Below are 22,650 nucleotides of genomic sequence, written 5' to 3'. Positions count from 1 at the left end.
TCTAGAATATACAATGCAAAAACTTCTGTTAATTGTTTCCTTTTTAGTTTTCACAATTTCAATTGGTCAAGAATTGAATAACGGATTAGATTTTTCTGATAAAAAGAATGATTTAACGTACAAATATTTTCAAGATAAATTAAATTTTTTTTCACTTGATAATATTGAAAATATTCATTCCAAAAACATTATTAGATTTTGGAATACCTCCAATTGTATTCAAATCGAGAAAACGGAAAATTCAGAAAACGGAAAAATTATTTTTGCAATTCAAAATGCAGATAATAAGCATGAATTTTTAAGAAAAGAAATTTTATTAAATAAAGTTCAAATAAGTGAGATTTTTAAAATCATTGTAGATTATAAATTAGATCAATTACCTACAGGGGAGAAAATAAAAAATTGGACCACCGGCTTCGATGGAAACTTGTACGAAATCGAATCTATGGTAGACGGAAAATATCAATTTAAATCTTATTGGACTCCTAGCATTCAGAATGTTCCTGAAGCAAAAATGTTGGTAAATATTAATGCTGAGCTAAAGAAAATCGTAAACACTGCAATTCTTTTTGAGGAATTTATCGCTGAGAATAAATTTACATGTTACAAGTATTACGGAACAGCATATTCAGTTTGTACTATCTACACAAAAAAGGAATCAAGAAGACTAAAAAGGCTTTCTAAAAAAGGTCGCAATTAAGAAAAATTTAATACTATAAACAGAGCTTCTTTGTAACAAAACCAATTTCAAAACAACTACTTAACTATAAATTCAAGCTTCATGAAAAAAATAGCATTTAGTTTAGGAGTTCTTGCTACCGCTTTTGTCGATGCGCAGTCTATAAAAACCAACATCGATCTGGTGAATGTGAAAGACGACAAAGTAGCGGTAACAATGGAATTTCCAAAAATGAAATCCGGAGATGTGAAATTTCATTTTCCGAAGACCGTTCCCGGAACTTATTCTGTAGATGATTACGGAAGATTTATCGAAGGGATCAAGTTTTTAGACAATAAAGGAAGAGAACTGGCTTTTACAAAAGTAAATGACAATACGTATTCCCTGAAAAAAGCACAGGCATTAAACAAAATCACTTATTGGGTGAACGACAGTTTTGATGAAGAAATGGATGCCTCAAAGCATAAGGCCGTATTTTCTCCGTCGGGAACCAATATTGAAGAAGGAAAAATTTATCTGATCAATACGCACGGTTTTGTAGGATATATCGACAATATGCAGGACGTACCGTATCAGTTGGTGATTCAAAAGCCTAATGATTTTTACGGAACTACGGCTTTGGTTGATCAGGACAAATCTGAAGCGACAGACACTTTTACTTTGGCAAATTACGCCAAGCTTACAGATTCTCCGCTGATGTATACCAAGCCCGATTACACTACGTTCAACGCCGGAGGGATGGATTTGGTCTTGGGGGTTTATTCGCCAACAGGAAAATATAAGGCATCAGATTTCAAAGATAATTTAGAAAAAATGGTGGTTGCCCAAAAGAAATTTTTGGGTGATATGAATACCAATAAAAAATACGCCATCATGCTTTATCTTTCAGGAAGTGATGGGCCGCAGATAAAAGGTTTCGGAGCTTTGGAACATCATGAATCGACAAGCGTTGTGCTTCCCGAAATGATGCCTAAAGATGCGATCGACAAAACACTTACCGATGTTGTTTCTCACGAGTTTTTCCATACCGTAAATCCTTTGAAAACGCATTCGGAAGAAATACATTACTTCGATTATGCAGATCCTAAAATGTCGCAGCATCTTTGGATGTACGAAGGCGGAACGGAGTATTTTGCCAATCTTTTCCAGATTCAGGAAGGTTTGATCAATAAAGAAGAATTTTTGCAAAGAATGAATGAGAAGATCACCAATTCTAAAAATTATGACGACACGATGCCTTTCACGGTGATGAGTAAAAATATTTTGCAGGATCAATACAAAGATCAATACAGAAATGTGTACGAAAAAGGCACTCTTCTGGCCATGTGTCTGGATATTGAACTGAGAAAACTATCAAACGGCGAAATGGGCTACCGAGATATGATCAGAAAACTGTCGCAAAGGTTTGGTGAAAACAAGCCATTTAAAGATGACAAGCTGATTGATGAATTGGTAACGATCACCGGTTATCCTCAAGTGCGTGACTTTTACAACAAATATATTGCCGGAAGCCAGCCAACGCCTTATGCGGAATATCTGAATATGGTAGGCGTGGAAATCAAAAAACAGGAAACTCCGCCTTTGTTCTGGTTTATAAAAGATCCAAACCAAACCGGCTATAATGATAAAAACAACACTTTTGTTTTTGATGAAAGCTCTGCATTGTCTCCTTTTGCTAAAAGTGTAGGTTTTAAAATTACCGACGAAATTTTGGCTTTAGACGGTAAAACCATTGATATTAAAAACATCAGGGCTTTTATAGAATATACCAAAACTATCAAAGAAGGCCAAAACGTTACTGTAACGATTTTAAGGAAAAACGGTGACAAAACCGATAAAATAGACCTTAAAGGCAAAGCTGTTTTGGATAAAATGGTTGTTGAAATGCTTCAGTTCGAAGCCAATCCTACTGCAGCAGAACAGAAATTGCAAAACCAATGGCTGACCGGTAAAAAATAATGATCTTTTTTATCATAAATAAGTAAAGCGAGGGAAATTTCCCTCGCTTTTTGTAATTACATTTCAGCAGTTCTGCAAAATCATGTATATGAGTAGCAAAATCATCTGTCTGTGATGCAATGTCATGTGTATTGTTCGTAAAACCATCTTATTTTAAAGAAATGCTTCCTTTCCGTTGGTAAATACCATCTGTCTCTTAAGGAATATCATCTGATTGCCACGGAATGCCATCTGTATGACAAAAATGTCGTCTGACTGTTAAGGAATGTCGTCTGACTGCCAAGGAATATCATCTGTCTGCTAAGGAAAGCCGTCTGACCGCCAAGGAATGTCGTCTAACTCTTAAGGAATTTCATCCGGCTAATAAGAAAAGTCATCTGACCACAAGAATTGTCATCTGACTGCCAAGAAAAGCCATCTGCCAAAGAAAAGCAGCATCTTTCTTAAAAAATGCTGTTTGTTGTATAGTTTGCAAAGATTTTATTTATTTATTTGAGACTTTAAAGCATCAACTTCTTCTTTTAAGCTTTCTATTTCTTTTTTAAGAAAATTGATATAATCCTGCTGATTTTCAAGCACATAATCCGGAATATTATGAAAATAATTGTTACTTGCAGAGTAATTTCCAGATTGGTTATCATAATGAATAATTTGAAGATTAGAATCATCTTCTTTTATATCTTCTACTTTAGTATCTAATGCTTTGGCGATGCGTTCCCATTCTTCGTCTGAGATTTTGATATCTCCTTTTTCTCTTCTTTGATATTGAGATTGTGTCATATGCAATAGTTTAGCCATGTTTTCTTGTGTGTATTTGCCTTTACGGGCATTAATCAGTTTATTTTTTATCATATTAATGTTTTTTGTGTAGTACAAATATATTTATTTATGTGCTGATATTCACATAAAATTCACATAAAAACCTTGAAGTTATTCCAAATCAGTTATTTACATTTGGAATATCAATATTGATGAAAATATGTTCCCAGTTTTTTTGTATGTGTACAGTATAAGAAAACAAACATTACAGCTGATCAGCTAAAAGCCCATGCCAGGGATTGTATGGCGAAAAATTAATACTAATTCTAAATCATTAAAAAGATGAAAAACTTAAAAAAACTTTCGAGAAATGAATTGAAATCTCTAACAGGAGGACTAAGAAATCCTAATGACGGCGGTAGTACTGGAGAAGGAGGAAATTATAAATGCTGCTCAAACAATAGTGATGCATGTAGTACATGCGTTTATATAAGAAGTAAGCCTGTTTGTAGTACAGGATCATATGCTGTTGCTTGCTAATATGTAGGAAAACATCCTAAAGGTGTACCTTTAGGATGTTTATTTAATAAATATTTTTGGAAAATGAAATTATCCAGTATATATAGCTTAAAATATGTTTTATTGACATTTTTTTGTGCTTTTTCGCTTGTTTCTGCTCAAGGATATAGGTTTGTGTATAATTACAGATCTATTCCTGATACTCTTAAGAGAGACAGTACTGTAAGTGAAAGAATGTTTTTAGATGTTATCAATAAAAAATCTGTATTCTACAGTGCTAAAAAATATTTTTCTGATTCAACAATGATAGCCGATACGAAAAAAGGCCTTATGACAATGCCTGATCCAAGTATTAAAACCAGATATATTATAATAAAAAATCACATAACTCAAAAAACTTTTTTATTTACTGATGAATATTCAACTTCTTATAAATTTATAATCGATGATAATCGAAAATTAAACTGGAAAATACATCCTGAAAAGAAAAAAATAGCAAAATACGATTGCCAAAAAGCCGAGCTTGTTTTTGGTGGAAGAAATTGGATTGCATGGTTTACAGAGGATTTACCTTTTAGTGATGGTCCTTATAAATTTCAAGGTCTTCCTGGTTTAATTGTTGAAATTAAAGATTCAAAAAACAATCATATTTTTCAACTGAATAATATAGAAAAAATATCTAATGATACGCTATACGAAGATAAAGTAGACAAAGGAACGCATAATAAAAACATGAATTTAGCTCAATTTTTTAAATTCTATAAATCTTACCGAAACGACCCTGCAAAAGAATTTAAGTTAAATGCAATGAGCGGGAAAATCTATTATGAGTCTGACGAAAAAAGACGTGAACATATGTTATTAGTTGAAAAACTATTTGAAGAAAGGATAAAAAAAGATAATAATATAATTGAGATTGATTTGCTAAAATAAATCATCACGTGTATATCAATATAAAAATTTGAGACATAATATCATTAAAATATCGCTGTTATTTTTAATTATTATATTTTTTAATAGTTACGGGCAAAATAAAGTTTTTAAATATGACTTTGAATATAAGCCTAACCCATCTAAAGATAGTATTGTTTTAAAAAATATGATATTGGATTTTGAAGATGGAAAACGCTCTGTTTTTAGAACTGAACGAGATAGGCAGGCAGATTCTCTTATCGCTATGACAGGTTTTGGACTTGGGAGAAGCATGAGACTAGAAGACCAATTTTATGTTATGAAGAACTTCACTGAAAATGTAATATATAAAAGTATTCAAAATATCTACATAGATATCTATTCAATAAAGATTGAAGAGAAACTTGATTGGCAAATTTTACCTGAAAAAAAGGTAGCAAATTTTGAAGTTCAAAAAGCAACTGTGAATTATGGTGGTAGAAATTGGACGGCTTGGTTTACCACTGAAATTCCTATTCAGGACGGACCTTATATTTTTCATGGTTTACCGGGGCTAATTGTTGAAATTTCAGATGATAAAGGTAATTTTAACTTTGATTTAACTGAAATAAAAAATGAAAATGGTAAAATATATTATAGAAGTAAAGGTTCGGAATTAACTTGGCAACAATTTAATAAAATGTGTAAAAACTATTATTCAGATCCTTTTGCACGTATGAAATCTATGGGAGTTCCTGTTAAAAGGGATGACGGTGCAGGAAATGCCGTTCCGATGGATATGAAGATTGAATCTGATAGATTAAAAAAGATAATCAAAGAAAACAATAATCCTATTGAATTAAATCATAAAATTGATTATAAATAATGATGGTTATTTTCACACCAATTCTCTTCGTCGAAATGACAATTATAGCCGTAATAGCGTATTTTAAAAACAGTAAAGCGAGGAAAATCTTCCTCGCTTTTTAATTAATATTTTTATTTAAACAAATCCGGCTCGATAGGATTATTATTCTTTTTTAGATTTTCTTTGGTTCTTTTTTCCATTTCTCTGAAAACCTGATTGGGATCTGAAATTTCTTTTCCGTCTGATGTTCTTGTTTTGAAAACCACCTTATTATTTGAATCTCCGCCGTTTCTCATCATCATTTCTCTCATATTTTTTGTAGGATCATTTACGTAAGCTTTCCAGACTTTTCTAAATTGGTTTTCATTCACTTCAATTTCTTTTCCTCCCAAACCAATCATTCGGACACCTTCCGGAAGGTCGAGCTCTTTTTCTACAGCTGCTTCAATTTTTTTGTTACCGACCAGAGTCATCGAATGTGTACCTGTTTTATCTTCAAGTTTCACAATCAAACCCGGAAGCCCATAAAATTTGTATGGCCCGTCCTGAAACGGAATATCGGTTGAAAACCACGCGGTCCATTCTCTTCCTCCAAAACTTGTCGTTGCTTTTTGGGCATTGTATTCGCCAACTTTCTGCTTATCCTGAAGAATTTTCCATTCCGGCTTTTTATCTTCCGAAACTTTATAATTATCCATCGAAACACTTGTAAACAGATACGTTTTAAAATCAGGATATTGCTTGGTTACTTTATAGGAAACCTGCCCTGCTTTGCCACTTCTGTTGATATTTATATTCCCGGGACTAGATCTTAATTGTTTTTGTACATCTGCATTCACTGTAGAATCTGCTACAAATTTATCACGGCTGTAATAATTTGAGCCGTTTTTATCAATATCCAAAAGCATCATTTCTGTTTTTACGTCTGCTTTATTCGTAGAATCCGAAATAAATTTGTATTCGTAAAAGAAACGATTTGTTTGAGCAAAAACCCCACATCCAATGGCGAGAAATAAGGAAAATAATATTTTTTTCATTCTTATTTAATTGTATTGAGTTCTATTTTGTTGTTATCTTTTTTAATTCTTTCTTTAAGACGCTCTTCCTGTTCTTTCATGTGATTGTTTTGTCCGTCTATCACTTTCATTGTTATTCCTCCCATTTGCAACTGCTTGAGACCTTTTGTGGGATCATTTTCGTAATCCTTAATCAGTTTGCTATATTGTTTGGAATTAACTGAAATTTCTTTGGAATCGAAAACATCTTCCTGAATTGCATCAATATTCTTTACTGCTTGCAGAGTAAAAACATGAGACTTAGTTTGATCTTCCAGCTTTATGATAAGTCCGGGAAGTCCATGAAATTTATATGGCCCGTCCTGAATCGGGATTTCCGTAGTAAACCACGCAAACCAATGTCTTCCTCCAAAATCTGCTTCTGCTTTTTGAGCTTCCCATTCGCCGATTTTTTGTTTGTCAGAAGTTATTTTCCAGATAATAGATCTTTCTTCAGAAACTTTGTATTTATCCATTAAGATTCTGTTGTGTAAAAAAACTTCATATTTAGGATATTTTTTTGTGATTGCATATTTCACCAATCCTTTCCGCATATCGGTTCTTATGTTTATCGAGCCTGTTGCAGCAAGCTGCTTGTCAAGATCGACTTTCATGGTAGAATCTGAATGATAAACAGTGTAACTGTAAAATTTGGATCCGGAATTTGATACATCCAGATTCATCATTTCGGTTTTTACATCAGAAATATTTGTAGAATCCGGAATGAAGCGGTATTCGTAAGTAAAACGCTTGTTTTGAGCATTGCCTAAAATACTTAGCAATAAAAAAAGTAATATATTTTTTTTCATATAAAGTTTAAATAAAAGCTCTGCCAAGTATATTTGGCAAAGCTCGATGTTATTTTTTGATATTGATTGATATTTCTCCTTCCGTTTTTCCGTTCACGTTATTTCTTTTAACGTGAACATCACGAATTTTTTCTGGATCCAAAGCACTCATTTCTTCTTTTGTAGCTTCCTTTCCGTCAATAATAATTTTTATATTGTTTTCAGAATCATCTTTTCCGTTAATATAAGTTGTATTTATTCTTAGTTTAGGATTTATATTTTTATTCCCATCAACATAATTATGTCTTACAATATACTTCACATCAGGTTTTGCGTGAGCATCAACATTGATCATCCAGGGATTTCCTACAGGAGCTCTCTTTTCTTGTGTAATTTCTGCTTGTTGTCTGGCAATTTCAGCTTTTTTTCTAGCAAGTTCAGCCTGCTTTTTTGTAAGTTCAGCTTTTTCTTTAGCTAGCCTTTCAAGTCTGCGAATTTCTTTTTTAGAAAGATTTGAGATGTCTTTTCTATTATTAAATTTATAGGCTTTTACTTTCGGTGCATTTGGAGCTTTCGGAGCATCCGGGAAATCAAAATTCAATTCTGACATATCAGGAAGTTCGACTTCCATCTTTTTCAGTTCTTTTACTTTATTTTTCCATTCTTCAGACTTGAAAAAATCATTGATTGCCATTTCTTTTCCATCAGATTTCATCGTCATTGCAGATTTCATGAAGTCTTCTGAATTTGTGATTTTGCTTATTTCTTCGGACAAAGAGCTTATTTCATCAATATTTTTATGAAATTCTTTACTTTCAGGTTTCAGCTCTTTTAAAGCTTTGCTTTTTTCCTGTATTTTTTCGCCCAATTCAGCAATCTTTTTCTCTTCGCCAGATTTTCTGTAGGTTTTTGGAACTACAATATTTCTCTGTGAACGATCGGGTCTTACCGTATCTTTTTCAATTTGTGAAACACTTTCTTCGATTGCGATATTTGTTTCTTTAATTTCTTTATTTTTAGCATTCACCATATAAGCAAAAGCTATTGTAAATAAAACCGGTAATGCAAAAATTCTTCGCGCATAACCGAACTTTGTTTGTGGTTTTTGTAACATTTTAAGTCTTTTTTTGAGGTTTGAACTTAGAAACGGACTGGTCGCGGGCAACTGTGTTCCGGAAAAGTGGCTTGCTAAAAGCATCTGCGCAAATGCTTTTGTGTCCGATTTTTTGACGGCTTTTTTATCCGCCAGATATTCGTGGATTAAACTAATTTCTTTTTTAATGATATGAAAAAACGGATTGAACCAGAAAATGGCGGTAATGACTTCAATAAAAATTTTATCGAATGAATGTTTCTGCTCAATATGTACCATTTCGTGCTTTAAAATTTGCTTTCCAATGTCGGAATTCAACATAATTGTATTCTTCCAGAAAAGGTTTTTAAAGTAAGAAAAGGGAGCTTCGGTCAGATTTGTATGGTAAAAATTGATCCCATCAAAACTTTCTTTCTGAAACTGGTTTTTAAGCTTTTGAATTTTAAAAATTCCGTAAAAAAATCTTGCTAAAAAATAGAAAGAAACCAATCCCAAAGCTGAAAAAATAATTCTAAAATAAATGTGGTCATTGTTTATGGTTTTAGTTGTGTTAAAATTCTGGATTTTATCCAGTAATAAATACATTTCGTTGCTTACCGCTATTGTAAAGTCTTCAACCTTTATCAAAGGAAGCAGCAACGATATCAACATTGCAAATAACAAATAAAATCTGTTGTAATGATGAAATGTCTTGTCTTTTAAAGACAACTGATAATACAAAAACATTACACCCGAACATACAATTACTTTTCCGAGGTACAGAAGTATCGCTTCCATTTTAGTTTTTCTTTTTGAGTTCGTTTAATAGCATTTCAAGATCTTCAACGGTCATTTCGTTTTTTTCTACAAGAAACGAAACGGCGCTTTTGTATGAGCCTTTGAAATAGTTTTTCACAAGACTTTTCATGGTTTTCCCCGAATACTGCTCTTTTGAGATCATCGGAAAATATTCATGCTGCCTTCCGTATACACTATAATCTACAAATTCTTTGTCTTTCAACACTTTCAAAATAGTTGAAACAGTATTTGTATGCGGTTTGGGTTCAGGAAATAAATCTAAGATATCTTTAAGAAATCCTTTCTCCAGTTTCCATAAATACTGCATCACCTGTTCTTCCGCTTTTGTTAAAGTCTGAATTTTCATACCGCTTTCATTTTTATTGTTCGGATATAAAATGTAATTATTTCATATCACTAATAAATTAGTTATACAAATGTAGAAATTAAACTTAATTCCACAACTATTTTTTAGTGATAAAACAATAAATAACACAAGTAATTGAAAATCAATACATTAATTTAAGTTAAAATTTGTTAAACTTTAAAACATCAATGATTAAAGGCTGAAAAATCAGCATCAATAGTCGAATAAAAGAAAGAATTCCTTAAAACTTGTTAAAATTTATTAAATAAAATTAAAATGTATTTGTCTAAACCGAGAAAATATATTTATTTTAGTGCTTTAAAAATTTCTCATGAAAAGATATAATTTATTAGTTGTCCTATTATTACTTATTTTTAACGTAACATCGGCACAAACATCATCTGTATTTGGCTCTGTTACAGAAGCAAAATCGAAAATCGAAAAAACAGTTCCGATGGTTTTGGAACATCTAAAAAAAGTCAGCGAATCGCAAAATGATAACACCATTCTAAGCAATGGTAAAATAGCTTTGAAAAAAGAATATGAAACCGTAGCTCAGGAATTTGAACTTTATAAAGGAAATATGGCAAACTGTGCCTTAAAGACATCAAAAAAAGCATCAAAATGTATGAATTATCATACGCAGTTTTTTAAAGATACTTTGGGTATTTACGATAATTATATTACTTATATTACAAAGAAAAACGGCTATTTAGGAGTAACTGACGATAGTATCACAAAAGATTTTAATCCTACAGAAATTGCCACTAAAATTGATAAAGATTTTGTTGGTGCTGCAGGTGCTGTGAAAAAAATAAAAGGTAACAACAGATCATCTTATTTTGATCAGCTGAACGCCGATGATTTTAAGCTCCAAAGTTTTGATGCTTTAGCCAACTAATATTGAATTCCGCTTTGTAAAGCGGAATTTTTTTATTGTTAAATAATTGGGTTATTCCTAAAGTATAATACTTCTTAAAGATTTAAGTCATAAAAGAATTTGATTCCAAAGTCAATGCCTCGTTGTATATAGCACAAAAAAGGAGAACCATTTCTGATTCTCCTGTTGGTAGCGGGGACACGACTCGAACGTGCGACCTCCGGGTTATGAGCCCGACGAGCTACCTACTGCTCTACCCCGCGGTATATTTTTTGAACGTCTACCGAACGTTAACTTAGTAGCGGGAACCGGACTCGAACCGATGACCTTCGGGTTATGAGCCCGACGAGCTACCTACTGCTCCATCCCGCGATGTATTTTTAGACACTTACCGAAAGTGTAAACTTAGTAGCGGGGACACGACTCGAACGTGCGACCTCCGGGTTATGAGCCCGACGAGCTACCTACTGCTCTACCCCGCGATATTGGATTGCAAATATACGAATATAATCTTAAATAGCAAGTTTTTCTTTTAAATAAAGCTTTTACAAAGACAATATAAATTATTTGTATCTTTGTTTTATGGCAAAAATACTAAGAATTTATCCGGAAAATCCTCAGGAAAACCTTATCAACGAGGTGATTAAAACCCTGAATAATGGCGGACTTATTATTTATCCGTCTGATACTGTTTATGCATTGGGCTGTAATATTTTTGATATTAAAGCCATGGAAAAATTAGCTCAGATCAAAAAACTCAAACTGGAAAAAGCTCAGTTTTCTATAATTTGTAATGATCTCAGCCATCTTTCAGATTTTACAAGACCTATTGACACTTCTGTTTTCAGATTTTTGAAAAGCCATCTTCCAGGTCCTTATACATTTATTCTTGAGGCCAATAAAAGTTTACCTTTAGCTTATAAGAATCACAAAACAATCGGTATCCGTGTGCCAGATCATTCAATACCACAACTGATTGTGGAAAAATTGGGCCATCCTATCGCGTCTACTTCGATCAAAGATGATGATGAGATTATCGAATATTCTACAGATCCTGAATTAATTGCTGAAAAATACGATCATTTAGTTGATATTGTGATTGATTCCGGTTATGGTGACAATATCGCTTCTACCATTGTAGATCTTACTTCCGGGAAACCTGAAATAATAAGACAAGGAAAAGGGGAAGTTTAATCGAGTTATGAATTATAAGTTATGAATTATGAGTTAAGCTTTAAGCTTGCCTCAAAACTATCAACTATCAGCTATTAAAATTAAATGAAAATCATAACATCTCCTGCGAAACTGATGAATGTAGAAAACTCAACCGATTTGTTGAGAAGCACAACGCCAAAATTCATTGATGATGCAGAATATATACAATCATTTTTAAAACATAAATCTCCAAAATATCTTTCAGAATTGATGGAAATTTCGCCAAAACTGGCAGACGAAAACTGGGAAAGAAACCAAAATTGGAAATCAAAACCAACTTCAAAAGATTCTGCTCCTGCGCTATTTGCTTTCACCGGCGAAGTTTACAGAGGATTGGACGCAAAAACTCTGGACAAAAAAGCAGTAGATTATTTGCAGAAAAATTACAGAATACTTTCCGGATTGTATGGTTTGCTGAAACCTTCTGATAAAATAATGCTTTACAGACTGGAAATGGGCCGCCATTTTGAATTTGATGAATACAAAAATCTTTATGAATTCTGGAGAGAAAAAATCACAGATCGGCTCAATTCGGAAATGAAAAAGAACGAAATCCTTCTTCATTTAGCCAGCAACGAATACGGAAAAGTGATTGACAGAAAAAAATTTAATCATAAAGTAATCGATTTTGATTTTTACGAATTGAAAGACGGAAAACTAAAAACAATTGTTGTCTACACAAAACATGCGCGGGGAATGATGGTAAGATTCTGCGCCGAAACCAATGCTAAAACTTTAAATGATGTAAAAGCGTTCAACTACGAAGGCTACAGAATTGATGAGGAAAAATCGACCGACACCAGATTGGTTTTTACAAGATAATGACGTTATCACAACTTAAAACGCATTTTTCAGATTCACTTTCAGAAATTTACACAGAATCTGAAAGTGCTTTTATATTTCAGATTTTCGCTGAAGATATCTTAGCATTAAATAACTTTCAGCAACGACAATTTTCAGACTTGGAATTGTCTGTTGAGAATATAAATAAATTCCTGCAAATCGTTTCGGAATTAAAAACAGGCAAACCTTATCAGCATATTTTAGGCGAAACAGAATTTTACGGAATGTCTTTTTTCGTGAATGAAAATGTTTTGATTCCACGTCCCGAAACGGAAGAACTGCTTGAAATGACAATCAATAAAATAAACAAACACTTTGTCATTCTGAATGAAACGCAGTGTAATGAAGAATCTCAAGATTCCTCGTTCCTCGGAATGACACCTAGAAAAATTAAAATATTAGACATCGGAACCGGAAGCGGAATCATTCCTTTGGTTTTAAAGAAACATTTTCCTGAAGCAGAAGTTTCTTCAATCGATTTTTCTGAAAAAGCTTTGAAAGTTGCTCGAAAAAATGCAGAATTTCATCAGCTTGATATCAATTTTATTCATGGAGATTATTTGAATTTTGAACTGAATGAAAAGTACGATATAATTATTTCAAATCCGCCTTATATCGGGATCGAGGAAGAGGCTGAAATTGCAGATTCGGTGAAAGAATTTGAGCCTAAAATGGCACTTTTTTCACCAACTTCTGATGCCTTAATGTTTTACAGAAAAATTGCGGAAGATTCAAAAAAGTATTTAAATGAAAACGGACTTTTGTTTTTAGAGATCAATCAGAAATTAGGCAAAGAAACTTTAGAATTATATAAAGAATATTTTTCTGAAGCTCATTTAATAAAAGATTTATCTGAAAATGACCGTTTTATTTTCGGAAAAAAATAATTTAATGGAAATAAAAGCTCATCAACTAAAAAACACAGAAATAGCAGAAGTAATTTCCGCCGAAATGTTGATCAAATCTGCTGAAGATGGACTTGACCTGCTCGGAAATATCTATTATCAGGGTTTTGATAAAGTGATTATTTATGAACGAAATATCACTCCGGAATTTTTTGATTTAAAGAATAAATTAGCGGGAGAAATTCTCCAAAAATTTTCCAATTACAGAGTTCGTCTGGCGATTATAGGAGATTTTGACAAATTTGAAAGCAAAAGCATTAAGGATTTTATTTTTGAAAGCAACAAAACGAAGCACATCAATTTTGTCGAAAATCTGGCCGAAGCTTTGGAAAAACTGGCGTAATTTAATTTTTATTTTTAAAGAATTCTACCGCATCTTCAATGGCTTTTTCTGTTGGTAAATATTTCATATTTAATTCTTTAACAGATTTTTCATTGGAATAATAATTTTCAATTCTTAGGATTTTCATATTGCATGAACTTATGTTTGTTTTAATTTTCAGTGCTCTTAAAAAATCCCCGAAAAGCCCAAAAATAAATAATATTGCATCAGGGATTGGCAATAAAACAGTTTTTTGATTTGTGATTTTATTTAGTTCTTTAAAAAAATCTAAATATTTTAAATTTTCGTTTGCCAAAAGATATTTCTCACCATTTTTGCCTTTCCTTATTGCATTAAGAATTCCATTGGCTGCATCTTCAACATGCACAAAATTTTTCCCGCCGCTTGGGTAAAAAACAAGTTTCTTTTTCCATGCTAAAAGTATGATTTTCCCAGAGCTCGGCTTATAATCATAACGACCAAGCATGAAAGTAGGATTTAAAATAACAACATCCGTTGTTTTATTATTTTCTAAAAGATAATTCTCCGCTTCAAGCTTACTTTTAGCGTAAAAAGATTGGCTAAAAGGTTTCTTTTGCAATGTATTTTCGTCTCCCAATTCTTTCAGACATCCAAATCCCAAAGTATTTGCAGTACTTACAAACAAAAACTTTTCAACATTTGCTTCAACCGCCTGTGAAAACAAATTAATCGTTGCGTCGCAATTTATTTTTTTATAATCCTGATAAGAAACCAGATTCTGACGTGTTTCCGCCGCAATATGAATAACGTAATCAACATCTTTTAAATATGATAAAACATCAGAAAACAAATCGCCTTCAATAAGCTTCAGGTTTTCATTTTCTTTACCATAATAACTACTTTTCTTACGCACCAAAGCAATAACAAAATAACCATTTTCTAATAATTTGACGACAACATTAGTTCCTAAAAATCCGGTAATTCCGGTCACAAAAATTTTTTTCATGCTTCTATTTCTTTTCTGACTGCATTGGTCATCAACGGAAGTTTAATCCAGATTGGTAACATTTTCATGACCATCCAACTTATAGGATTTACCATGATTACCGTATCTTTTTTAAACAGCTGATCAATACAATACATCGCAACTTTATCAGGATCTAAAAGCGTTAATCTGCCCAGAAATCCTTGTTTTTCAATTCTTTTGCACACATCTATATTTGTTTTCATTGCGCCAGGATTTACAACACTTACGAAAACATTGGTATGCTTCAGTTCTTCGTATAAGCCTCTTGAAAATGAATGGATAAAGGTTTTTGAAGCGGGATAAACGGTTTTGAAACCAATAGGAGAAAATGCAGCCATACTCGAAACATTCAATATGTAAGCTTGTGGCTGTTTTAATAAATTTGGAAGCAATTGATGAGTAATAAGCGAAGTTGCCGCGACATTTACCTGTAAAATTGTATTGATATATTCGGATGTAGCCTGCGTAAATTTTTTTGTTCCGCCTAAGCCAGCATTATTAATTAAAATATGAATATCAAAAAAGCCATTAATCCAATCTGTCAATTTCAAAACATTATCATATACAGAAAGATCAACTTCATAATAATGCGTTTTTACATGATAAGTTTCAGCAATTTGTAGGCTTAGTTCTTTTAAATTTTGATCAGGAAGACTTATGAGGATTACATTTATTTTCTTTTTAGCCAGGTTTTCGGCAAAAGCTTTTCCTAAGCCCCGGCTTGCTCCTGTCACGACTGCATATGATTCTGTTGTATTCATAAATAAAATTTATGTTACAAAACTAAAGGTTGATTGGCTTGCTGATGTTCTGAACTATCCGACCGAACTTATTTCCCACGAATCAATAAACAATTAAAAATCAACAACTTATAATTAAAAAAAGTAAAGCTTTATAAATCCGAACTTATTTTGAATTCAGAAGGAGTAATATTAGTAAACTTTTTGAAAGTAGTGTTGAATGATGTTTTGGAATTGAAGCCGGATTCATAAGCAATACCGAGTATTGAAAGCTTTGATGTGTTGTCTTTCAAAAGTTTTTTAGCATGCTCAATTCGATATTCATTTACATACTGGAAAAAGTTTTTTTGAAAGCCTGCATTGATCACATAAGACAGATGATGCGTGGATACGGAAGCCAACTCAGAAAGCTTGATCAGATTAAGTTCACTATCCAAATACGGTTTTTGAGTTTCCATGATCTTTTCCAAAAGGTTTTTGATTTTTTGTAATTCTTCATCAGGAATCAATTTTCTTTTCAATTCTTCAGTTTCATTTTCAGAAATTGAAATCAATTCTTCACGCTGCTTTTCTTCTAAAGGATAAATTTCTTTTTGTTTAAGAGAATAATAAGCAACAAAATAAATGACAGCCAAAAAGATAATATTAATAAAAACATTCAGCGAAGTAGAATCATAGAAAAGATTATAAATAACAAATATAATACTCACAATGAAGATCGTAAAAATGATATATTCTAACCAATTTAAATTGATACCTTCTGTATTGGAAGAGAAATTCTGAATCTTTTTCTGATGCTTCCTAATCGTAAAATAAGAAAGTCCTGTATAAAATAAAGCCTGAAAAAGAATCAAACTTATCATAATGATTTCGAGAACAAATGTATTCTGAAAATTCCCAAAACTTAACAACAAAATATTGATTAAGAATATCAAAGGGAGAATTAAGTATTTAGAATCTGTAATCTTAAACTTAAAAGAAGGATTTGTGTAAAATAAAACACTTAAATAAAATACAATCGGAGTGAAAAACTGTATAAAACGGATTAAAAGTACAGGATGAATCTTAATTTCCGTATGAGTAATCAAGACGACTATTTCATCAATCCAAAATGTTGACCATAAAAAAAGAAAGATACCAAACCATAGATTTGGCTTTTTGTTGACATTTAGTGGATTTGTTAATTTCAGAAAAGAAAGCAAAACCAATGAACAATAAATAAATATAACAATGAAACTGTTTAATTCTTTGTGCATTGGTTTTGATTTTTAGTAAATATTGATTGATATTTAGCCTATTTTCTTCTTTATAAATATTTCGTATGATAAATATAAAAGCGGTAAAGCCATAATGCCAATATATAATGAATTTTCTAAAGCTCGTTCGGGTTGATTGACAATTGCATAAACCAATCCAAAAAATGCTCCGCCCAAATGTGCAGCATGTCCCAAATTGTCCCATTGTTTAGGATTCAACATCATATAAACAGAATATCCAAAATATAAAACTCCAAATATAAACCCGGGAATTGGAATTGGTATAAAAAACAGATAAAGCTCCAGCTGAGGCATCATTGCAATTGCTGCAAATAAAACCCCTGAAACTCCTCCACTCGCACCAATCGCCGAATACCAAGGCTGCTTTTGATAAATAAATAACGAAAAGATATTTCCCAGCAAAATAGATCCAAAATAAATAATGATAAAACCTAGAATTCCAAATCCGTTTAAGATAACAGGTCCGAAAAAATACAGCGTCATCATATTAAACAGCAAATGCATAATATCTGCATGTAAAAAACCGGCAGAAAGCAATCTAATATATTCTTTTCTATTGCGGATTGCTCCTACATTAAATTTGTATTTTTCAAAAATAACCTGATTATTAAAAGCTATAAAACTGGTAATAGCAGTTATTGCAATAATTATGATTAAAATATTCATATTTTTTTTAATTCTAATTTTCAATATCTCCGTCTTCAAACAAATCTCCGATTACGCCTCCTTCACCTTCATCATCCACACTTTCGTTTTGTTCGGGTTCTTCGTAGACTTCCGGTTCTTCTTCTTCAGGTTCAGGAATTGTGATATTGATATTTTTTACTTTAAATTTTGTAAATTGATTTCCGATAGCCTTAATCCCTTTTACAGCGATAAAATCATCAATATTTATTGTTTCAGCATCGCGCTCTTTTCCTTTATCTTTTGCAAAAACAATTTCGGCGGTTGAGCCGTTTGATACAATAATTCTTTCTATAAAAGATTTCGGATGCTCCGAAGGCATAAAGGTTTGCGGATTGGTATTATTTTCGAGCAAAAATCTTTTAATAAAATAAATTTCTTTTTCGCCATCATAATAAATACAGGTAATTGGCTGATTGGGTCTCCATTTTTCGAGAACGATATATTCATCATCAAAACGGTTTCCTAAATCAAAACTTACCAATTTTGCCTCGCCTTGCGAATTGATCGTTAAGATTTTATCATCACCTTTAAAGCTTCCCAATAAAGTTCCTCTTGCATCGGCATTCAGTCTTCTCACCGTATCATCAAACCAGATTTTTCGCGGTGCCAAAGTAGAAACGCCTTCTTCCTTCAGATCAACTTTTTTCACCGAATATTTGGTGACCAGATTTCCTTTAGAATCGCGTCCTTTAATGGCTAATTCAGAAAAATCGACTTCCATTTTATTCTTTCTGATTCTCGGATTTGGTTTTAAAAGTACATTCACCACTTCCGCCTCACCGTTTGGATTGGCCGAAAAATAAAGCATTTCCGAGCCTTTTTTATCCGAAGCCAAAGGATAATCTGTATTTCTTGTCACTCCGGTTACCGAAAAACGTTTCATATAAAAAGGACCTTCCCTACCTTCGCGGTAGATCATATTGTAGACCGTTCTTTTATCATTTTTCTTCCAGATCGCAACATGTTGAATGTCTTTTCCGATAAAAGTTTTGGCTTCCACTTTTACCACTTTCATGCTTCCGTCTTTTCTGAATGTAATAATATCGTCAATATCTGAACAGTCGAATAAATATTGGTCTTTTTTAAGCGAAGTTCCGATAAAACCTTCTTCAAAATTGGCATAGAATTTTTCGTTGGCAACGGCTACTTTTGTAGCATCAATGGTGTCAAAAATCCTTAATTCGGTTTTTCTTTCTTTACCTTTTCCGTATTTTTTCTGGATATTTAAATAATAGTCGATGGCATAAGTAATCAGATTGGCCAAATGATTTCTCACCTGTTCAATTTTACCTTCAAGAGCAGCAATATTTTCTTTAAACTTATCTAAATCAAACCTTGAAATTCTTTTAATTCTTATTTCCGTTAATTTCAGAATATCTTCCTGTGTAACTTCTCTTAAAAGATGTGCGGTATGAGGTTTTAATCCTTCATCGATTGTTTTCAGAACTTCTTCCCAGCTTTTTACCTCTTCAATATCGTGATAAATTCTGTTTTCAATAAAAATTCTTTCCAATGAAGAAAAATGCCAGCTTTCCTGCAATTCCTCAAGCTCTATTTCCAATTCTTTTTTAAGCAATGAAACCGTATGATCGGTATTCATTCTTAAAATTTCGGAAACATTAAGAAACATTGGTTTGTCGCCGACAATTACACAAGCATTGGGCGAAATCGTCACTTGACAATCTGTAAATGCATATAAAGCATCGATCGTTTTATCCGGAGAAACCTCGTTGTGAAGGTAAATCAGGATCTCAACTTTATCTGAAGTATTATCTTCAATTTTTTTAATTTTAATTTTACCTTTTTCGTTGGCTTTAATGATAGAATCGATCAAATCGCCTGTATTTTTTGAAAAAGGGAGCTCAGAAATCATCAAAGTATGCTTGTCAACCTGAGAAATTTTGGCTCTTGCTCTTACTTTTCCGCCTCTGTGGCCGTCATTATATTCTGAAACATCAAGAAAACCTGCCGTTAAGAAATCCGGATAAAGTTCAAACTTTTTACCTTTAAGATACGCAACAGAAGCGTTGATTAATTCATTGAAATTGTGCGGAAGAATCTTCGTGGAAAGCCCCACCCCAATTCCTTCAACACCTTGTGCTAAAAGCAAAGGAAACTTTACAGGTAAATCTACAGGCTCGTTGTTTCTGCCGTCATAAGATTTGGACCAAATTGTGGTTTTAGGATTAAAAACAACTTCCAGTGCAAAAGGCGTCAATCTCGCTTCAATATATCTTGCAGCGGCTGCAGAATCGCCTGTATAAATATTTCCCCAGTTTCCCTGAGTATCGATTAAAAGCTCTCTTTGCCCGATTCCCACCATTGCATCTGTAATGGAAGCATCACCGTGAGGGTGATATTTCATTGTATTCCCGACAATATTGGCCACTTTATTATAACGCCCGTCTTCCAGCTCGCGCATCGAATGCATAATTCTTCGCTGAACAGGCTTGAAACCATCATAAACAGAGGGAATAGCTCTATCTAGAATTACATAAGAGGCATAATCCAGAAACCAGTCTTTATATAGTCCTGAAACTTTTTTTAAGCTTTCGCCTTCGTGAGAGTTTTCTTCTATCATCTGTTTTCTTAATATCTTTTCTCTTTATTAGCTTTTATTATATTATTAAGGGAATTTTCCAAATTTTTTACTTGGTTTTTTGTCAAAAAAGAAATTTCATATTTTAGTAATGTACGTCCGTTATTTTTACTTGAAATGGTAATGTAAAGCTTTCTTATAAAAAGAATACTTACCGTTTCATAACTGATCAATTTATACTTTGGAAACTCATCACTTAGCGGATTCTGCAAAAAAGGAACAATATTCCTGTTTCTAAAGTGTACAGCCTCGCCTTCACTGTCATATTCAAAAATCTGTCTTCCGGTAAGATAAAAAAGCACCAATAAAACGGCAGGCACCAAAACCATTAAGTAACTTTCAACTCCTAAAACATTAAATTTAAGCTCTTCTACCAAAAAACCTAAAATTCCTATCAATAAAAACATTAAAAGCCATGTATGTATAAAATTATACAAAGAAATTTTTTTACGGTTATTTATTCGCATTAATGAATATTTGTTTATTTATACTTCTTCTGCTTCGCGTAAAATTTCTTTTTTCTCAATATTAGAATCCTCCACAACAAGGTTTTCAAGAATAAAAACTTGTCTGTCGGGTGTGTTTTTTCCCATATAAAACTCAAGAAGCTGCTCAATAGTCTGATCTTTTCCGATCACTACAGGCTCCAGGCGAATATCATTTCCTATAAAGTTCTTAAATTCATCAGGTGAAATTTCACCCAAACCTTTAAATCGTGTGATTTCCGGGTTTTTCCCCAATTCATTTAAAGCTTTTATTCTTTCCTGCTCAGAATAGCAATATCTGGTTTCTTTTTTATTTCTTACCCTAAACAAAGGTGTCTGAAGAATAAACAAATGCCCATTCTTTATCACATCAGGGAAAAACTGAAGAAAAAACGTAATCATCAACAGTCGAATGTGCATCCCGTCAACATCGGCATCGGTAGCAATTATGACTTGATTGTATCTCAGGTCTTCCATGCTTTCTTCAATATTCAAAGCAGCCTGAAGAAGGTTAAATTCTTCATTTTCATACACCACTTTCTTTGTTAAACCATAGCAGTTCAGCGGTTTACCTTTTAAAGAAAACACGGCTTGCGTTTCTACATCTCTTGATTTTGTGATCGATCCTGATGCAGAATCTCCCTCGGTAATAAAAATCTGGGTTTCAGCTTTTCTTTCCGCTTTTTGATCGTTGTAATGCTGTCTGCAATCACGAAGCTTTTTATTGTGAAGAGAAACCTTTTTGGCTCTTTCCCTAGCTAGCTTCTGGATTCCTGAAAGTTCCTTTCTTTCTCTTTCCGAGATCAGGATTTTCCGTTGAATTGCTTCGGCGATTTCAGGGTTTTTATGTAAAAAATTATCTAATTTACTTTTTAAGAAATCAATGATAAAAGCTCTTACCGTCGGTCCGTTTGGTCCCATATCGCTAGAACCAAGCTTAGTTTTAGTTTGAGATTCAAAAACAGGCTCCTCAACATTAATTGAAACGGCAGCAACAATAGATTTCCGGACATCGGAAGCATCAAAATTTTTATTAAAAAACTCACGGATTGTTTTCACATACGCTTCACGGAAAGCATTCAAATGCGTTCCACCCTGCGTTGTATTTTGTCCGTTTACGAATGAAAAATAAGTTTCAGTCTGAGATTTATCGGTATGGGTGATGGCAACTTCAATATCATCGCCTTTCAGGTGAACAATCGGATAAAGCGTTTCATTTTCCAGCTCTTCATCCAACAAATCTTTAAGTCCGTTTTCAGAAAAAAAAGTTTCTCCGTTAAAAAGAATTTTTAATCCGGGATTCAGATAAGCGTAGTTACGCAGCATCCTTTCGATATATTCTTTTCTGTATTTGAAGTGAAGGAAAATTTCTGCATCGGGAATAAAAGAAATCTCCGTTCCGTTGCGGTCGGACGTTTCTTTTTCTTCAAAATCTTCAGTGATAATTCCTCTCGAAAACTCAGCAATTTTCATCTTACCGTCACGAAAAGATCTTACACGGAAAAAATCTGAAAGCGCATTTACCGCTTTTGTACCGACACCATTCAGACCAACAGATTTTTTGAAGGCTTTGCTGTCGTATTTACCTCCGGTGTTCATTTTTGAGACCGCATCAACCACTTTTCCCAACGGAATTCCACGACCGAAATCACGAATCGTTACTTTTCCGTCATCAACTTTTATTTCAATTCTTTTGCCGGACTTCATCCTGAACTCGTCAATCGAGTTATCAAGAATCTCTTTCAGCAAAATGTAAATACCATCATCCGCAGACGAGCCATCGCCCAGCTTCCCGATGTACATACCGGGGCGCAAACGAATATGCTCCTGCCAATCGAGGGTTCTGATATTATCTTCGGAATAGATCGGATTTATTTCTTGTGACATATGTAATTTCAGCAAACATACAAAAGTACGAAATTGAACAAAAATA

At 33.0% G+C, this 22,650-nt stretch carries 22 protein-coding genes and 3 tRNA genes; 10 read left to right on the top strand and 15 right to left on the bottom strand.

The features are described from left to right. The first annotated feature begins 13 nt into the window (after nt 1-13). Both AC6CHK_RS05730 and AC6CHK_RS05725 read left to right on the top strand, forming a co-directional pair. The gene (locus AC6CHK_RS05730; protein WP_498094389.1) at nt 14-700 is read left to right on the top strand and encodes a hypothetical protein; all 687 of its coding nucleotides are present in this window, start codon (nt 14-16) and stop codon (nt 698-700) included. 81 nt (nt 701-781) lie between these two features. Then, entirely contained in the window at nt 782-2,638 is a 1,857-nt protein-coding gene (locus AC6CHK_RS05725) for a M61 family metallopeptidase (protein ID WP_498094387.1), read from the top strand. Nucleotides 2,639-3,118: 480 nt separating this feature from the next. On the opposite strand, the gene AC6CHK_RS05720 is transcribed toward AC6CHK_RS05725, so the two are convergent. After that, on the bottom strand, nt 3,119-3,490 hold the full coding sequence (locus tag AC6CHK_RS05720) for a helix-turn-helix transcriptional regulator (RefSeq protein ID WP_498094385.1): 372 nt from the start codon (nt 3,488-3,490) through the stop codon (nt 3,119-3,121). Nucleotides 3,491-3,739: 249 nt separating this feature from the next. Here AC6CHK_RS05720 and AC6CHK_RS05715 point away from each other — a divergent pair, with 249 nt between their 5' ends. The 3 genes from AC6CHK_RS05715 to AC6CHK_RS05705 all read left to right on the top strand — a co-directional run bounded on the left by AC6CHK_RS05715 (nt 3,740) and on the right by AC6CHK_RS05705 (nt 5,693). Continuing rightward, nucleotides 3,740-3,937, top strand: a complete 198-nt coding sequence (locus AC6CHK_RS05715) for a bacteriocin-like protein (RefSeq protein ID WP_498094383.1) — start codon at nt 3,740-3,742, stop codon at nt 3,935-3,937. A 63-nt stretch (nt 3,938-4,000) separates the two neighbouring features. Further along, nucleotides 4,001-4,849 carry a GLPGLI family protein gene (locus tag AC6CHK_RS05710; RefSeq protein WP_498094381.1) on the top strand — a complete coding sequence of 283 codons (849 nt, stop codon included), beginning with the start codon at nt 4,001-4,003 and terminating at the stop codon, nt 4,847-4,849. A 28-nt stretch (nt 4,850-4,877) separates the two neighbouring features. Continuing rightward, nucleotides 4,878-5,693 carry a GLPGLI family protein gene (locus tag AC6CHK_RS05705; protein WP_498094380.1) on the top strand — a complete coding sequence of 272 codons (816 nt, stop codon included), beginning with the start codon at nt 4,878-4,880 and terminating at the stop codon, nt 5,691-5,693. Nucleotides 5,694-5,806: 113 nt separating this feature from the next. Here the strand turns inward: AC6CHK_RS05705 and AC6CHK_RS05700 are convergent, their stop codons facing one another. The 4 genes from AC6CHK_RS05700 to AC6CHK_RS05685 are packed head-to-tail and all read right to left on the bottom strand — an operon-like array spanning nt 5,807 to nt 9,755. Next, nucleotides 5,807-6,712, bottom strand: a complete 906-nt coding sequence (locus tag AC6CHK_RS05700; protein WP_498094378.1) for a GLPGLI family protein — start codon at nt 6,710-6,712, stop codon at nt 5,807-5,809. A 2-nt stretch (nt 6,713-6,714) separates the two neighbouring features. Next, the gene (locus tag AC6CHK_RS05695) at nt 6,715-7,539 is read right to left on the bottom strand and encodes a GLPGLI family protein (RefSeq protein ID WP_498094376.1); all 825 of its coding nucleotides are present in this window, start codon (nt 7,537-7,539) and stop codon (nt 6,715-6,717) included. A 49-nt stretch (nt 7,540-7,588) separates the two neighbouring features. Next, nucleotides 7,589-9,388 (bottom strand): M56 family metallopeptidase, encoded by a 1,800-nt coding sequence (locus AC6CHK_RS05690; RefSeq protein WP_498094374.1) that lies wholly within the window; start codon nt 9,386-9,388, stop codon nt 7,589-7,591. 1 nt (nt 9,389) lies between these two features. Further along, the gene (locus AC6CHK_RS05685) at nt 9,390-9,755 is read right to left on the bottom strand and encodes a BlaI/MecI/CopY family transcriptional regulator (RefSeq protein WP_498094372.1); all 366 of its coding nucleotides are present in this window, start codon (nt 9,753-9,755) and stop codon (nt 9,390-9,392) included. Between the two features lie 331 nt (nt 9,756-10,086). Between AC6CHK_RS05685 and AC6CHK_RS05680 the strand changes: the two genes are divergently transcribed. Further along, a complete protein-coding gene (locus AC6CHK_RS05680) occupies nt 10,087-10,656 on the top strand; it encodes a hypothetical protein (protein ID WP_498094370.1) in 570 nt (189 codons plus the stop codon). A 166-nt stretch (nt 10,657-10,822) separates the two neighbouring features. Here the strand turns inward: AC6CHK_RS05680 and AC6CHK_RS05675 are convergent. From AC6CHK_RS05675 to AC6CHK_RS05665, 3 genes are all read right to left on the bottom strand, one after another. Beyond that, nucleotides 10,823-10,898 (bottom strand) — tRNA-Met (locus AC6CHK_RS05675). A 36-nt stretch (nt 10,899-10,934) separates the two neighbouring features. Further along, a tRNA-Met gene (locus AC6CHK_RS05670) sits at nt 10,935-11,007 on the bottom strand. Between the two features lie 37 nt (nt 11,008-11,044). Continuing rightward, nucleotides 11,045-11,117: transfer RNA gene (locus AC6CHK_RS05665), tRNA-Met, on the bottom strand. A 100-nt stretch (nt 11,118-11,217) separates the two neighbouring features. Between AC6CHK_RS05665 and AC6CHK_RS05660 the strand changes: the two genes are divergently transcribed. The 4 genes from AC6CHK_RS05660 to AC6CHK_RS05645 all read left to right on the top strand — a co-directional run bounded on the left by AC6CHK_RS05660 (nt 11,218) and on the right by AC6CHK_RS05645 (nt 13,941). Beyond that, a complete protein-coding gene (locus AC6CHK_RS05660) occupies nt 11,218-11,829 on the top strand; it encodes an L-threonylcarbamoyladenylate synthase (protein WP_498094368.1) in 612 nt (203 codons plus the stop codon). 84 nt (nt 11,830-11,913) lie between these two features. Next, the gene (yaaA, locus tag AC6CHK_RS05655; RefSeq protein WP_498094366.1) at nt 11,914-12,672 is read left to right on the top strand and encodes a peroxide stress protein YaaA; all 759 of its coding nucleotides are present in this window, start codon (nt 11,914-11,916) and stop codon (nt 12,670-12,672) included. After that, on the top strand, nt 12,672-13,580 hold the full coding sequence (gene prmC, locus AC6CHK_RS05650; protein WP_498094364.1) for a peptide chain release factor N(5)-glutamine methyltransferase: 909 nt from the start codon (nt 12,672-12,674) through the stop codon (nt 13,578-13,580). Before yaaA ends, prmC begins: the two co-directional genes overlap by 1 nt. 4 nt (nt 13,581-13,584) lie before the next feature. Next, the gene (locus tag AC6CHK_RS05645; protein ID WP_498094362.1) at nt 13,585-13,941 is read left to right on the top strand and encodes a DUF4180 domain-containing protein; all 357 of its coding nucleotides are present in this window, start codon (nt 13,585-13,587) and stop codon (nt 13,939-13,941) included. Between the two features lies 1 nt (nt 13,942). Here the strand turns inward: AC6CHK_RS05645 and AC6CHK_RS05640 are convergent, their stop codons facing one another. The 7 genes from AC6CHK_RS05640 to AC6CHK_RS05610 all read right to left on the bottom strand — a co-directional run bounded on the left by AC6CHK_RS05640 (nt 13,943) and on the right by AC6CHK_RS05610 (nt 22,604). Further along, complete coding sequence (locus tag AC6CHK_RS05640; protein WP_498094361.1) at nt 13,943-14,908, bottom strand: NAD-dependent epimerase/dehydratase family protein; 966 nt, start codon at nt 14,906-14,908, stop codon at nt 13,943-13,945. After that, nucleotides 14,905-15,690, bottom strand: a complete 786-nt coding sequence (locus AC6CHK_RS05635) for an SDR family NAD(P)-dependent oxidoreductase (protein WP_498094360.1) — start codon at nt 15,688-15,690, stop codon at nt 14,905-14,907. The genes AC6CHK_RS05640 and AC6CHK_RS05635 overlap by 4 nt, the downstream gene beginning before the upstream one ends. Before the next feature lie 131 nt (nt 15,691-15,821). After that, nucleotides 15,822-16,925, bottom strand: a complete 1,104-nt coding sequence (locus tag AC6CHK_RS05630; protein WP_498094359.1) for a helix-turn-helix domain-containing protein — start codon at nt 16,923-16,925, stop codon at nt 15,822-15,824. Between the two features lie 33 nt (nt 16,926-16,958). Beyond that, a complete protein-coding gene (locus tag AC6CHK_RS05625) occupies nt 16,959-17,612 on the bottom strand; it encodes a rhomboid family intramembrane serine protease (RefSeq protein WP_498094358.1) in 654 nt (217 codons plus the stop codon). 13 nt (nt 17,613-17,625) lie between these two features. Then, complete coding sequence (locus AC6CHK_RS05620) at nt 17,626-20,214, bottom strand: DNA gyrase/topoisomerase IV subunit A (RefSeq protein WP_498094356.1); 2,589 nt, start codon at nt 20,212-20,214, stop codon at nt 17,626-17,628. Between the two features lie 8 nt (nt 20,215-20,222). Then, the gene (locus AC6CHK_RS05615; RefSeq protein ID WP_498094355.1) at nt 20,223-20,669 is read right to left on the bottom strand and encodes a hypothetical protein; all 447 of its coding nucleotides are present in this window, start codon (nt 20,667-20,669) and stop codon (nt 20,223-20,225) included. A 48-nt stretch (nt 20,670-20,717) separates the two neighbouring features. Further along, complete coding sequence (locus AC6CHK_RS05610) at nt 20,718-22,604, bottom strand: DNA topoisomerase IV subunit B (RefSeq protein WP_498094353.1); 1,887 nt, start codon at nt 22,602-22,604, stop codon at nt 20,718-20,720. Between the last annotated feature and the right edge of the window lie 46 nt (nt 22,605-22,650).

This window comes from Chryseobacterium sp. GQ58 (assembly GCF_059758895.1).
The sequence above is the reverse complement of the archived record's forward strand: the minus strand, read 5'-3'. Positions and strand labels throughout refer to the sequence as shown.